This is a genomic window from Eubacterium sp. Marseille-QA0814 (assembly GCF_965119675.1).
In the GTDB taxonomy this organism is placed as follows: Bacteria; Bacillota; Clostridia; order Lachnospirales; family Lachnospiraceae; genus Eubacterium_G.
In genome coordinates this window covers 1,462,105-1,476,360 of the sequence record NZ_CBCPMG010000001.1, presented here as the reverse complement: position 1 = coordinate 1,476,360, position 14,256 = coordinate 1,462,105, and the positions used below count along the sequence as shown (strand labels likewise).

Sequence of the window (14,256 nt, the reverse complement as noted above, 5' to 3'; positions counted from 1 at the left end):
AATGGATATTAATAGATTTCTTGAAGAACTTGACCGACTATTTGAAGAAAAAAATATAAATGATGTTGAGCCTTTTTTGCGCATAAGCATGGACAAGGCTACAGAAGAAGAAGATAAGTCAGCCCAGTTTACTATTTTAAATGAAATGATGGGATTTTATAGGGATACAAGTGAATATGACAAGTCCATAAAGGCGTGCCAGCAATGCATTGGTCTTATGAAAGAAATGAATATTGAGGGAACAGTGGATTATGCCACAGCTCTTCAAAATATTGCAAACGCTCATAGGGCAGCAGGTTTGCTTGAAGAGTCTCTTAATTATTACATGGAGACTTTTGCAATTTATGAAGAAAATATTGAGCCTGGAGATTATCGTTTTGCAAGTTTAAATAACAATATAGCACTGCTTTATCAGGAAATGGGAAACTACGAGAAGGCCGCCCAGCATTTGAAAAAGGCATTAGCCATTATAGAAAAAATTCCAGGAGCAGAAATCGAAGTTGCCACAACATTGTCTAATCTTGGGGCTTCATTGCTTGAAATAGAAGAAATACAGGAAGCTGAAGAATGTTTAAATAAGGCGTTGGAGATTTTTAAGAAAGACACAGTTAAGAATTTTCATTATAGTGCCGCATTATCTGCAATGGCAGCAGTCAAATGTAAGAAGGAAGATTATGCCGGCGCAATTAAGTTGTATGAAGAAGCATTGCCTGAAATAGAAATAAATATGGGCCAGGGCAGTGCCTATGAAATAACAAAGGATAACCTTGAAAAAGCAAAAGAAGCTTACGAAAAACAGCAGGCAGAAAAAACAGAAAAGTTGCAGGAAAATCCTGAGGAAATAAAACAGGAAGAAATTAATGATAAAAAAGAAAAAATAGAGAGAGAAAATCTTTCAGGTCTGCAGCTGGCGAAAAAGTTTTATGAAGAAGTGGGAGCTAAAATGATACACGAAAAGTTCCCTGAATATGAGGATAAAATAGCAGTTGGTTTTGTTGGCGAAGGCTCAGAAAGATTCGGCTTTGATGACCAATATTCAATTGACCATGATTTTGGACCGGGCTTTTGTATGTGGGTTACAAAAACTGTTTATAGTGAAATTGGTGAGCAGTTACAGGAAGAATATGATAAGTTACCAACAACATATATGGGAATTACTAGAATTAACACTCTTATGGCACAGGGAAGAGTGGGCGTACAGTTAATCGGTGATTTCTATGAAAAGTACACAGGCTTTAGACAAAGCCCTGAAAAGGTAGAAGATTGGATTGATATAGACGATTATAAGCTTGCCACAGTAACAAACGGCGAAGTGTTTAGAGATGATTTAGGAATTTTTACAGATATAAGAAATCATTTTATGATGCAACCTGAAAAAGCAAGACTTGTAAAACTTGCAAGAGAAATATCTGCAATGGCACAGACAGGTCAGGTAAATTATGGTAGGTCTATGGGACGAAAGGACTATGTAACTGCGACTTTGTGCATTGGACAGTTTATGGAGCATACAATGAAGTGCCTTTATATTCTTAATAAAAAGTATGCACCATACTACAAATGGCTCTTTAAGGGAATAGAAAAGTTGCCTATTTTACCGGAACTTGCAATAATGATTAATGATTTGGCAAGACTGCCGGATCAAAGGGAAATGTGGAATGAATATCAATACAACAATACTTCAGTAAATGAAAATGATCAGAAGGCTGTTGTAATTGAACAGATAGCAAGACTTATTATTAACGAACTGAAATCTCAGAAAATAATAGTAAGTGTTAATTCAAATTTCCTAAATGATTATGTTTCATTAATAATGGAAAAAGCAAATTACAACAGAGGAGAATTAATTGACGAAATAATTCATCTGGAATTTGAGGCTTTTGACAAAGTTCAAAATGTGGGTGGAAGAGCAGAATGTCAGAATAATTGGCCATATTTTTATTTGATGAGAAAAAGCCAGTATTTAACATGGACTGATGACATGCTTTTGTGTATTAGAGATTTGTGGCTGGAAAACAAGCAAAAAGGTTGGAACATGATTACCGAGAAATATGGCAGAATGATGGAAAGCACAAGCCCTGAAGAATACAAGGAGCTTGCTAAATACTTTCCTGAAAAGTCAGACAAAACAAGAGCCATAGTAGCCCAAATTGCTGAAATACAGGTTCAGTGGATGGAAGATTTTGCGAAAGAATATCCAAAACTTGCATCACAGGCAAGAAACATTACAAGTGAGACAGACTCTGTATATGACACAAGTTATGAAACATATTTAAAAGGAGAATTACTCACATATTCAGATACGCTACTTAAGATGTACGCTGAGTTTATAATTGACTTGTATAACAGAAATGAAAACCTTGCAAAATTAACCATAGAGAATACAGCTAAATTGCAAGGCTATGATAGTTTAAAAAAGGCTGAAGAAAGCCTTAACTAAATTTAATTTTTTTATGGAATTATAGAGAAATACTGAGGACAAAAATAACGAAAATCATGTCAGTTTATGGCATATAGATGAATGGAGAGTATTATGGGATTTTTACCGATTTCTAAAAAGGATATGAAGGAACAGGGTATAGAGCAACTGGATTTTGTATTTGTAATTGGAGACGCTTATGTAGACCATCCTTCTTTTGGACACGCAATAATCAGTCGTGTGTTACAGGCACATGGATATACAGTTGGTATTATTTCACAGCCTGACTGGAAAGATGACGATAGCATTAATATATTGGGAGAACCAAGACTAGCCTTTTTGGTAATGGGTGGAAACATGGACTCTATGGTAAACCATTACTATGTATCGAAGAAAAGAAGAGACAGTGATGCCTACACTCCAGGCGGTGTTATAGGAAAACGTCCTGACCATGCGGTTGTGGCATACTGCAATCTTATAAGACATACCCATAAGGAGACGCCTATTATTATAGGTGGTATTGAAGCCAGCCTTAGAAGAATGGCTCATTATGATTATTGGAGCAACAGTTTTAAAAGGTCTATTTTACTGGATGCACAGGCAAATCTTATTTCTTATGGTATGGGTGAAAAGTCAATCGTTGAAATAGCAGATGCATTAAATAGTGGCATGGATGTAAAAGACATAACTTATATTCCGGGAACAGTTTACAAGACAAAGGATTTGTCGCTGGCATATGATCCAATTGTACTGCCGGCTTATGAAGACATGAAAGCAGACAAGTTAAAGTATGCCGACAGCTTTAGAGTTCAAAGTGAAAACACAGATCCTTTTAACGGTAAAACATTAGTGGAACCATATCCTAACGGTATGTATGTGGTTCAGAATCCACCACAGATGCCATTAACAAAAATGGAAATGGATGATGTGTATGATTTACCATACGAAAGAACTTATCATCCGTCTTATGAGAAAGACGGCGGCGTGCCGGCAATTGCGGAGATACAGTTTTCGTTAATTAGTTGTAGAGGCTGTTTTGGTGCCTGTAGTTTTTGCGCTCTTACATTTCATCAGGGACGAATTATACAAACAAGAACTCCTGAATCAATTATAAAAGAAGCAAAGAAAATTATAGAAATGCCTAATTTTAAAGGCTACATTCATGATGTAGGCGGTCCAACAGCCAACTTCTATCATCCTGCGTGTAAAAAGCAGTTAAAGCATGGTGTATGTAAACACAAGCAGTGCCTATGGCCAAAACCATGCGAGAATTTGGATACAGATCATAGTGAATACTTAAAACTTTTGCGTAAGCTTAGAGAACTTCCAAAAGTTAAAAAAGTATTTGTACGTTCAGGTATAAGATTTGACTATATTATGGCAGACAAGGATAAGAACAGTACATTCTTTAAGGAGTTGGTTCAGTATCATATTAGTGGTCAGTTAAAAGTTGCCCCTGAACATATTTCAGACAAGGTGCTTTCATATATGGGAAAACCGGAAAATTGTGTTTATGAAAGCTTTATTGACAAGTATTATAAGCTTAATGAAAAGGCAGGCAAGAAGCAGTTTGTTGTACCTTATTTAATGAGTTCACATCCAGGTTCTGATATGAAAGAAGCTGTAAAACTTGCAGAGTACCTTAGAGATATAGGATACAATCCGCAGCAGGTACAGGATTTTTATCCAACACCGTCCACAATGTCAACAGTAATGTACTACACAGGAGTTGACCCAAGAACAATGAAACCGGTGTACACACCTAAGAATCCACATGAGAAGGCAATGCAAAGGGCATTAATGCAGTATAGAAATCCAGCCAATTACGAGTTGGTAAAAGAAGCCTTACACATTGCAGGTAGGGAAGATTTAATTGGTTTCGGACCTGAATGTTTAATTAAACCAAGACAGTTTAAGAAAGATAAAGACAGATATCAAAACTACAAAGGAAAAAATAATTCAGGCAAAAAAGATAACAAGAAGAGTTCCGGAAAAAATGGCTCGGGTAAGAATGGTTCGGGTAAAAATTCGGGAAAACATTCTGAAAGAAACCAAGGCAGAAATGCAAAAACAAAGAACTCAAAGAAGCAAAATAGTAAAAATAGAAAAAGATAGTATAAAGTCTCGTAGCAGGTGAAAACACATTTGTTAGGAGACTTTTTTACAAAAAAAGTGTCGTTCATTCCCCAAAAAGTACCGTTTATCGCAAAAGTGAAAAAATAGCTGAAATGTTTGATATAATGCATACAAGGAGGATACGAATAAATGAGTACTAAAAGAAAGAACAGGAGGATGAAGTTATGAATACTCAGAAACAGAAAAAAATTAAAAAAGATGTAGCACGTTTATTAAGCATATTATTGGTGGTTGTTTCGTTAAGTTTTCCACAAAAAAATATATATGCAAGTTATTTAGGTGAATCATTATCGGGTGAAAACGAAAATCTTACAGAAGATGAAATAAGTAGAATAAAAGAAATGGCAAAAGACACTTCTTATATAAGAGATGAAGACGATTTTGATAGCATAGAGGCTTATAATATGTATATAAAATACTGTAAGGAAAGTAAAAACATAAAAAGTCTTTTGCAAAATGTAGATTTTACATTTTCAAACACTATTAATTCTAGAGTGGCGGGGAATATCTCTGCAAAAAAGGAAATAACGCTAATTGGGTTAGGTGGAAAACAGTTAGATAAGAATTCTGTAACGAGTAATGCTATACAGGCATTTTATATTGGAAGTAAATATGTTTATACGGTTCAAAAATCATCAAAAAATGTATATTTATCAAGATTGTTGTTATCTGCTGATAAAACAAAAGCTACATTTGTAGATCAAATGATATTAGAGGACTTTGGACATTGTCAAACTTTGCAATATTTTGAATGGAAAAATACACCGTATTTTTGGATGGCATGCAGAGCTGATAATGGCAAAGAAACAAACAATAGTGGCACTCCATATTTTTGGAGTTTGGAAATAGCTCGAGTTAAATATGAACCTGGTGTAACTCATGGATATAAATACTATAAAAGGCTAACAGACATTACGAAAGCAAATAAGACACAAATAGCAATGGGAAAAACTAAAAGATGTGATGCTGCATTGTCTTCTGATAAAAAAACACTTTTAGTTTGGTGTAGAAATACGGATAATAAAATGCAATTTAGTAGATATGATACAAGCTCAGTTAATAAAGCTTTAGATGCTGAAAAAAGTAATGAATTGTCTTGTGGTTCTTCTAAATTAAAAAATGCTTTTTTAGCTAGTTTCTCAAGAAGTAGTGCAAATATATTTAGTGAGGCAGAGAGTAAGTCAGTACAAGGATTAGAATTAAATAATGCAAATTGTACATATATTGCCAGTGGCCCTTCAAAAGCAAATAAATATATAATAAAACTAGATAAAAATGGTTATATAATAAGTACAAGAGTAATAGCTAATAAAGAGTTGGTGTCAGGAACATTGTCAGAAATTGAAGGTTTGCAGCTAAAAGGGGATAGAGTATATTTTGGGATTTGTATGCACAACAGTGAACAGAAGAATGGTATACAATATATCTATTCTGTAAATAAAAGTTATTTCTAAGATTAAAAAGATGAAAGAAAAAATATAAAGGAGGACGACTATGATGAAAAGAATAATATCATTTTTGCTTATATGTTCATTATTATTAATTCCGAACACATATACAAAAGCAGATGACAAAGTACAGTCGTATGGAGATTTTGAATATGAAATATCCACTAATAACAATAAAGAGAAGGAAGTTGTGATTTGTGGGTATACAGGAACAAATGAAATAGTAGATATTCCGGAAACAATAGCAGGAGAAAAGGTTGTAGGTGTATCTAAACTTGATGGCAGTAATACGAAAATTACAACTGTAAGATTAGCTAAATATGTAGAAAGAGTTAGCAGTTTACTGCCAACTGAAAAATATGAAGTAGTGGAAGATAATCCTAATTTTTCTGTAGAAAATGGCGTTTTATTTAACAAGGATAAAACAAAATTGTTAATATATCCTACAGAAAAAAAGGATGAGAAATATGTCGAACCTGCCAGTGTTATCAAAAGTGAAGGCGCAAACAACAATAAATATGTAAAACAATGGACTTTTTCAAGTAATAAGGAAAATAAAATAATAAAAGATTTTGCATATTCCGGTTGCCCTAATTTAGAGAAAATTGTAATTCCATCAAATATAGTAATTTTGGGAGAATTTAGTTTTGCTCAGTGTAAAAAATTAAAAACAATTGTTTGGAACAAAACATTACAACAAATAGGTGACACAGCTTTTTTTGAGTGCAGGAGTCTTGAGAACATAAAAATTCCAAATACTGTTTTTTACATCGGTAAGAGCGCATTTTCAAAATGTAATATCAAAAACTTAAAACTTTCTAAACGATTAAAGTATATTGAATCTTTTGCATTTTCGGATAACAGTATGCTGAAGAAAGTTGAAATTCCGAATACAGTTGTAAAGATGAGAAAAAATGCATTTCCTAAAACAACAAAAATTAAGAAGGCTTCATACTTAAGTCCTGTTGCAGATAAGGATTATTATTGTGCAAAAGCCATAGTGACAACCACAGTAAAGAATAAAAAGAAAAAGAGAGTCTACAAAGAAGAAAAGATTACCAAAATAAAAGGAAAGAAGAAACAGACTTTACAAAAAGGAAAGTCTGTCAGCTTAAAAACTCAAGTGTACATTAACAAGAAACTAATAAAGAATGGAGCGTTAGGCACAAACATATTAAGTTTTAAGTCTTCTAATCCTAAAGTCGCAACGGTTTCTTCTAAAGGAAAGGTAAAAGCCAAAAAGAGAGGTGCCGCAACAATTTATGTAACACTTATGACAAAGCCTGAAAGTTACGAATATAAAGGGATTAGTGAAGAGGGCACTATCATAGTAGAAAAAATAAAAGAAGCAAAAAAATCATATAAAGTTGTGATAAAAGTAAAATAAGAATATTAAAAAGCAAAGAATAAGTGATGTAGCTGTAAGTTCAAAAAATGAGCTTGCAGCTATTTCTTATTACATAAAAAACGTTCCACAAATGGACTTTTCTAACTAAATATAGTACACTTAAAGGTGGAAATTTTAAAATTATCAAGGAGGATTAGAAAATGGATATTAAGACATTACAAAAAGATATGATCGCAGCAATGAAGGCAAGAGATAAGGCTAGAAAAGAATCAATATCAGCACTTATTCAGGCAGTAAAGAAAACAGCAATTGATGCAGGTTGTAGAGATGATATTCCTGAAGAAATGGTCAATAAAGTAATTTTAAAAGAATTAAAAACAGTTAGAGAACAGATAGATAGCTGCCCTGCTGACAGAACAGACTTAAAGGAAGAATATCAGGCAAGATATGATGTGTTCAATGAATACGCACCAAAGTTAATGAGTGAAGCAGAAGTTGAAGCAGAATTAAAGGAAAAATATGCAGAAGTTTTAGCAACAAAGAATAAAGGACAGATTATGAAAACAGTTATGCCTGCATTTAAAGGACGTGCAGACGGAAAAGTTATTAATCAGTTAGTAGCAAAACTTTGCCAGTAATTGATTTTTCGGAGAAATAATTAGGTAGATACTTATGAAAAAAGCAATGATAAAAAAAGTAACAGCTTTTTTTATCGCAGGAACTATGCTAATCACAGTAGTGCCAAGTCATAATAAAGTAACTGCAGAGGCGAAAGTTAATTCAATTAATTATGATTTTTTAAATAATGAACCGGGAATGGCTAGTGGAAAAATCACAATATCCACAACCACTCCGGGAGATTATCAACTATATTGGGCTGATGACAAGGGCAAACCACAGGAAATAATAAAAATAAACAAAACAAAAATTACCAAAATTGGAAAGTCTAAAAAATATAAAGCACAAATAAAATATAAAAAAATACCAAATGCTTATAAATATGAAATTCAGTATGGAACAAACAGAAAATTTAAAGCAGCAAAACAAAAAGAACAAAAAATACTAAATACACAATAAGCAAGTTGAAAAATAAGAAAACTTATTATATTCGTATAAGAGCATATGGATATCAGTTTGGTGAAAGAGTATATGGTAAGTGGTCCATAACAAAGAAACTAAAGATCAAAAGGAAAAAATAAAAATGAATGATAAAACAACAAAGATACCAAAAGAAGATATATTAGAATTGCTTAATGAATTGGAAAATGAAGAAAAAAATAATGAACCAATTCTTCGTGAAAAAGAAAAAACTCCAAAGAAATCTAACAGAAAAATTAGTACACCTAAGAAGCAGATATCTTTTGAGGGTATTTCATTATTAAAGAATTCTAATAAGAAAAAAGAAAATAGTGACAGCTTAAATATAAAAACAGGGGAAGCAGGTAGGGAAGAACAAAGACGAAAAGGTATGGACAATAGAAAGAAAAAAGTAAAACGTCAAAGAATAATAATCATTGATGTAGTTGTGTTAGTGATTATATTAGGAATGTTTTTGTTTGTTAAGTGCAGAAACAGAGATGCTTTTTCAGATAAAGGTGATTACAAAAACATATCTTTAAATGGTACATGGTACAAAGTTGATATTGATGACATGTATGTTGTGAAATTCACTGATGAAAAATTTCAGGAAGAAGATGTGTTCCATGAAAAATCAAACAAAGGAACCTATGAGGTTGGAAATCATGCAATGAAGATTAACAACAAAGTATACTCAATGAAATATGTTAATGAAAAATCAGACTATGAAGACATGCTGGATGAAAATGAAGGCAACTACGATTTAAAGAATTATTTTTATGTAATTGATAATCAGGGTAATAAAATTTATTACTTTAAGAAAGAAGATGATGCAGCAAATCAGTTGGATTACAATTATCAGACAAATGCTTATTATGAAAAGTCGGGCATGTTTGATGAAAACGGATTTGCAATTGATGAAGACGGTGTGCTTCTTGCATATAACGGTGATTTAAAAGAAGTAACAATTCCAAGTTCAGTAAAGGCAATTGGCGAAAATGCTTTTTCAGCAGATTTTAGTAGAGGCTTAAATACAGAAAAAGTCATTGTGCCGGCAAGTGTCAAAACTATTGAAACCGGAGCGTTCTCTTTTTCAAAAGTTAAAAACGTCGTGCTACAGGGCGGAAGCCAAAATGTAAAACAGGGAGCATACGACGAAAGTGAAATAACGGTGGAGAAAAATTAGAAAATCCTGGATATGTTTATTTGTGGGACAGGGATATTATTGGTGGAAGTTCTCACGAGGATAAGATAGCAGGTAAGTTTAAAATTAAATAAGGTAGTTAAATATAAAGAAGTTCACATTGTGATGTATGGTTCTTTAGAGTCAGATAATGGTATCTGCAAAAGGAAAAATATCACAATGTGGACTTTTTTTGATTTTACATTGGTTTAACATTTCTAAGACTTTTGATTTTACATTAAAGAAATAGTATATAGGTGTGTTGGGGAGAACATCCACACAGAGTAAGTAATTATTAGAGAGAAGAAGGAGTAAAAAGATGAGAAAGAAAATTTTAGCAGTAGTAGCTGCAACAGTAATTACAACATTAGCATTTACAGGATGCGGAAAGTCAAATGAAAGTAAAAGTGGTTCAGATAAAGGAGTAACCGGAGAAATCAATGTTATCTCCAGAGAAGAAAATTCAGGAACTAGAGGAGCTTTTGTAGAGTTGATGGGAATTGTTGATGGTAATGATAACGACATTACAACACAGACAGCAGAAGTAACAAACTCAACATCAGTAATGCTTAGTACAGTAGCACAGAATGAAAAAGCAATCGGTTATGTTTCACTTGGTTCATTATCAACAGATGTTAAGGCTTTAAAGGTAGACGGAGTTGATGCAACAACAGAAAACATTAAGTCAGGTCAGTACAAAGTAGCAAGACCATTTAACTTAGCTTATCAGGATGGTAAATTAACAAAGCTTGATGAAGACTTCATTAAATACATAATGAGTGATGAAGGTCAGAAGATTGTAGATAAGGAAGGCTACATTAGTGTTGATTCAGAAGGTTCATACAAAGCAAGCAAGCTTAAAGGCAAAATTACTTTAGCAGGTTCAACATCAGTAGCACCACTTATGGATGTACTTAAAGATGAATACATCAAGATGAATCCGGATGTATCAATTGAAATTCAGGAATCAGGTTCATCAGCAGGTATCCAGTCAGCAATTGAAGGTGCAACAGAAATCGGAATGTCATCAAGAGAATTAAAAGATGAAGAAGTTTCTAAGCTAGTATCAAAGCAAATTGCAATGGATGGTATCGCAGTAATCGTAAACAAAGCAAACACATTAGATAACATCACAAGCGACCAGGTTAAGTCAATCTACACAGGTGAAACAACAACTTGGGATAAACTTAAATAGTAAATGAACTGAAGATAAAATAAACTCCAGGATATTAATCAAAATTTAGTATCCTGGATTATTTAAAAGTTAGATTAGTCAAAATCAATAGAATATATTGTTAATATTTTAAAGGAGAAAACTTTGAATAAAGCATCAGAAGTAATAATGAAGATAGTATTTTTGCTATGCGCATGTATTTCAATTGCGGCAGTAATTATGATTTGTGTGTTCATGTTTGCCAATGGTGTTCCTGCAATAAAGGAGATAGGTTTCTTTAAATTCATATTTGGTACAGAATGGAGACCAACTCAGGGAATTTTTGGAATTGGTCCTATGATTATAGGTAGTATCTATGTTACAGCAGGAGCAATGGTAGTAGGAGTTCCAATTGGCTTACTTACAGCAGTTTTTTTAGCAAAATATTGTCCTGAAAAAATTTATAAATTAGTAAAACCAATTATAAATCTTATGGCTGGGATCCCATCAATTATCTACGGATTCTTTGGTTTAGTAGTAATTATACCAGCCATTCAAGATATATTTGGCACCTCTGGCAAGGGGATTCTGGCAGCATCACTTCTTCTTGGAATGATGATTCTTCCTACAATTATTAATACAGCAGAATCTTCAATTACTGCAGTGCCGGAGAGTTATTATGAAGGCGCTCTGGCACTAGGTGCTACAAAAGAAAGAAGTATTTTTAAGACTGTTATTCCAGCAGCAAAGTCCGGTGTAATGTCAGGAATTATCCTTGGCATGGGAAGAGCCATAGGTGAAACAATGGCGGTAGTTATGGTTGCAGGTAACCAGGCAATGATACCGGATAGTATTTTAAGTGGTACAAGAACATTAACATCTAACATTGTTTTGGAAATGGCTTATGCCCCACAGGGAATTCATAGAAACGCATTAATAGCAACAGCAGTTGTGTTGTTTGTATTTATTTTGATAATAAATGTATGCTTTTCACTTATAAATAGAAGGGGGACTGAATAATGAATAATAGTGATTTCAGAGAAAAATTAAGAAAATCAAAGTCCTACATAATGAAAGCATTGGTTTATTTGGCAACAGCAATTACTTTAGTATCCATGTTATACCTGATAATTTATATATTAATTAATGGTATACCATACATTAATGGAGACTTGTTTGCATGGAAATATAATTCCCAGAATGTGTCAATGACACCAGCAATAATAAATACAATAATTGTAGTTGCATTAACATTAGTTATAGCAGTGCCGGTAGGAATTGCAGCAGCAATTTATTTAGTAGAGTATGCAAAAAGAGGTTCTAAACTTGTAAAAGTAATTAGAGTAACTACAGAAACTTTGGCGGGAATTCCATCAATTGTTTTTGGTTTGTTTGGATTTTTATCATTTGTAATTGCTTTTAAATGGGGCTACTCAATGCTTGCAGGAATTTTAACTTTGGCAATGATGGTTCTTCCAACAATTATAAGAACAACAGAAGAATCACTAATAGCAGTACCTGATTTATTTAGAGAAGGAAGCTATGGATTAGGTGCCGGAAAATTAAGAACAATATTCTTAATTGTTTTGCCGTCAGCTATACCGGGAATTTTGTCAGGTGTAATTTTGGCAATAGGTAGAATTGTAGGCGAAAGTGCAGCTTTAATATTTACTGCAGGTTCAATGGCAGCAGTGCCTGACAGTTTATTTGCATCAACAAGAACTTTGGCAGTTCACATGTATTGTTTATTGTCAGAAGGTTTGTACATAAATCAGGCTTATGCAACAGCAGTAATATTACTTTTAATAATTTTAATAATCAACGGATTATCACAAATTGCGGCTAAAAAAGTTAGCAAGGGAAAACAGTAGAAATTAAAGTAAAAATAATACGTGAAACAGGTAACTTTAGTTTTCTGCATGAAAAGTTACTTAGTATAATCCGGAAAGGAAAAAAGATGGGAAAATTTGATATAGAAAATATGGATCTCTATTACGGAGATTTCCATGCAATTAAAAATGTAAATTTAAGTGTTCCACCTAATGAAATTACAGCGTTTATTGGACCTTCAGGTTGTGGAAAATCTACAGTGCTTAAATCTTTAAACAGAATGAATGATTTAGTACCTGAATGTAAAATAACAGGTAACATTACATTAGATGGTGTGAATATTTACAAGGATATAGATGTAAATAAATTAAGAAAAAGAGTTGGTATGGTTTTCCAGAAACCAAATCTTTTTCCAATGAGTATTTACGATAACATTGCTTATGGACCAAGAACTCATGGGATTCACTCAAAAGCAAAGCTTGATGAGATAGTTGAGAGAACTTTAAAGCAGGCTGCAATTTGGGATGAAACAAAGGATAAATTAAAGAAAAGTGCTTTGGCAATGTCAGGTGGTCAGCAGCAGAGACTTTGTATTGCAAGAGCTTTGGCAGTTAATCCGGAAGTAATATTAATGGATGAACCTACATCAGCCCTTGATCCTATTTCAACCTCAAAAATAGAAGACCTGGCAGTAGAGTTAAAGAAAGATTATACAGTAATTATGGTTACACATAATATGCAGCAGGCAGCAAGAATTTCTGACAAAACAGCATTTTTCCTTTTGGGAGAAATTATTGAATTCAGTGATACAGAGCAGATGTTCTCTATGCCTAAGGATAAGAGAACTGAGGATTATATTACAGGAAGGTTTGGTTAAAGTATGAGAAATAAATTTGATGAACAATTAGATTATCTAAATAAGGAAATGGTAGAAATGGGCAACCTTTGTGAAAAAGTAATCAGCGGAGCAATTGAAGTTACCATGTCAGATAAAGATGGAAAACTTGCCCATGAAGTTTTGGAAACTGATTCAGAAATTGACAGAAAAGAAAGAGAAATTGAAAATATCTGTATGAAACTTTTGCTTAGACAACAGCCGGTTGCAAGAGACTTAAGAGTAATATCATCAGCTCTTAAAATGATTTCCGACATGGAAAGAATAGGCGACCAGGCAGCAGATATAGTTGAATTATCTAAATATGTGGAAGGTAGCAAAATTAAAAACGAAATTCATTTAGATGAAATGTCCAAGGAAGTTATCAAAATGGTAACAGGTAGTGTTGACTCTTTTGTAAGCAAAGACCTTTATTTAGCAAGGACTGTGATAATATCTGACGATATTGTTGATAACTATTTTGATGATATTAAGAAAAAGTTAATAGCTTTAATAGCCAAAACAGATGGTGAAGGTGAAGAGTTTATTGACTTACTTATGATTGCAAAATACTTAGAAAGAATTGGAGACCATGCCACAAATATTGCCGAGTGGGTTGAATATTCAATTCTTGGAAAGCACGATGAAGAAATCGATAAAGATTTAGATGAGAATAAGTAGTAAATAGTATTTCTATTATAAGATTTTTATTATTCTAATGAATAGTAAATTTATTATTTAGATAAATAAGATTTGTGAGTTAAACATTCAGATTCTATTTATAGGAAATA

12 protein-coding genes are annotated in these 14,256 nt (G+C 33.0%); all 12 read left to right on the top strand.

Annotation, left to right across the window (positions count from 1 at the left end):
• Position 1 precedes the first annotated feature (1 nt).
• Complete coding sequence (locus ACQY63_RS06850) at positions 2-2,437, top strand: DUF4125 family protein (protein WP_302689301.1); 2,436 nt, start codon at positions 2-4, stop codon at positions 2,435-2,437.
• 93 nt (positions 2,438-2,530) lie between these two features.
• Complete coding sequence (locus ACQY63_RS06845) at positions 2,531-4,531, top strand: YgiQ family radical SAM protein (RefSeq protein WP_302689302.1); 2,001 nt, start codon at positions 2,531-2,533, stop codon at positions 4,529-4,531.
• A gap of 185 nt (positions 4,532-4,716) precedes the next feature.
• Entirely contained in the window at positions 4,717-6,006 is a 1,290-nt protein-coding gene (locus tag ACQY63_RS06840) for a helveticin J family class III bacteriocin (RefSeq protein ID WP_302689303.1), read from the top strand.
• Between the two features lie 40 nt (positions 6,007-6,046).
• A complete protein-coding gene (locus ACQY63_RS06835; protein ID WP_428244918.1) occupies positions 6,047-7,387 on the top strand; it encodes a leucine-rich repeat protein in 1,341 nt (446 codons plus the stop codon).
• A gap of 161 nt (positions 7,388-7,548) precedes the next feature.
• Positions 7,549-7,986, top strand: coding sequence for a GatB/YqeY domain-containing protein (locus ACQY63_RS06830; protein WP_022165864.1), 438 nt, complete (start codon positions 7,549-7,551; stop codon positions 7,984-7,986).
• A 34-nt stretch (positions 7,987-8,020) separates the two neighbouring features.
• Positions 8,021-8,425 (top strand): hypothetical protein, encoded by a 405-nt coding sequence (locus tag ACQY63_RS06825; protein WP_428244917.1) that lies wholly within the window; start codon positions 8,021-8,023, stop codon positions 8,423-8,425.
• Positions 8,426-8,549: 124 nt separating this feature from the next.
• Positions 8,550-9,611, top strand: a complete 1,062-nt coding sequence (locus ACQY63_RS06820; protein ID WP_022165866.1) for a leucine-rich repeat protein — start codon at positions 8,550-8,552, stop codon at positions 9,609-9,611.
• A gap of 316 nt (positions 9,612-9,927) precedes the next feature.
• A complete protein-coding gene (locus ACQY63_RS06815) occupies positions 9,928-10,803 on the top strand; it encodes a substrate-binding domain-containing protein (RefSeq protein WP_022165867.1) in 876 nt (291 codons plus the stop codon).
• Positions 10,804-10,950: 147 nt separating this feature from the next.
• Positions 10,951-11,781: a phosphate ABC transporter permease subunit PstC gene (pstC, locus tag ACQY63_RS06810; RefSeq protein ID WP_118436199.1), complete on the top strand. Its 831-nt coding sequence runs from the start codon at positions 10,951-10,953 to the stop codon at positions 11,779-11,781.
• On the top strand, positions 11,781-12,632 hold the full coding sequence (pstA, locus tag ACQY63_RS06805) for a phosphate ABC transporter permease PstA (protein ID WP_022165869.1): 852 nt from the start codon (positions 11,781-11,783) through the stop codon (positions 12,630-12,632). The genes pstC and pstA overlap by 1 nt, the downstream gene beginning before the upstream one ends.
• An 86-nt stretch (positions 12,633-12,718) precedes the next feature.
• Complete coding sequence (gene pstB / locus ACQY63_RS06800; protein WP_022165870.1) at positions 12,719-13,468, top strand: phosphate ABC transporter ATP-binding protein PstB; 750 nt, start codon at positions 12,719-12,721, stop codon at positions 13,466-13,468.
• A gap of 3 nt (positions 13,469-13,471) precedes the next feature.
• On the top strand, positions 13,472-14,146 hold the full coding sequence (phoU, locus tag ACQY63_RS06795; RefSeq protein WP_117998674.1) for a phosphate signaling complex protein PhoU: 675 nt from the start codon (positions 13,472-13,474) through the stop codon (positions 14,144-14,146).
• Positions 14,147-14,256: the final 110 nt, after the last annotated feature.

Excerpts from the sequence above, each read along its gene's own strand:
- ACQY63_RS06850 (WP_302689301.1), top strand. The coding sequence starts at position 2 with ATGGATATTAATAGATTTCTTGAAGAACTTGACCGACTATTTGAAGAA.
- ACQY63_RS06845 (WP_302689302.1), top strand. The coding sequence starts at position 2,531 with ATGGGATTTTTACCGATTTCTAAAAAGGATATGAAGGAACAGGGTATA.
- ACQY63_RS06840 (WP_302689303.1), top strand. The coding sequence starts at position 4,717 with ATGAATACTCAGAAACAGAAAAAAATTAAAAAAGATGTAGCACGTTTA.
- ACQY63_RS06835 (WP_428244918.1), top strand. The coding sequence starts at position 6,047 with ATGATGAAAAGAATAATATCATTTTTGCTTATATGTTCATTATTATTA.
- ACQY63_RS06830 (WP_022165864.1), top strand. The coding sequence starts at position 7,549 with ATGGATATTAAGACATTACAAAAAGATATGATCGCAGCAATGAAGGCA.
- ACQY63_RS06825 (WP_428244917.1), top strand. The coding sequence starts at position 8,021 with ATGAAAAAAGCAATGATAAAAAAAGTAACAGCTTTTTTTATCGCAGGA.
- ACQY63_RS06820 (WP_022165866.1), top strand. The coding sequence starts at position 8,550 with ATGAATGATAAAACAACAAAGATACCAAAAGAAGATATATTAGAATTG.
- ACQY63_RS06815 (WP_022165867.1), top strand. The coding sequence starts at position 9,928 with ATGAGAAAGAAAATTTTAGCAGTAGTAGCTGCAACAGTAATTACAACA.
- pstC (WP_118436199.1), top strand. The coding sequence starts at position 10,951 with ATGAAGATAGTATTTTTGCTATGCGCATGTATTTCAATTGCGGCAGTA.
- pstA (WP_022165869.1), top strand. The coding sequence starts at position 11,781 with ATGAATAATAGTGATTTCAGAGAAAAATTAAGAAAATCAAAGTCCTAC.
- pstB (WP_022165870.1), top strand. The coding sequence starts at position 12,719 with ATGGGAAAATTTGATATAGAAAATATGGATCTCTATTACGGAGATTTC.
- phoU (WP_117998674.1), top strand. The coding sequence starts at position 13,472 with ATGAGAAATAAATTTGATGAACAATTAGATTATCTAAATAAGGAAATG.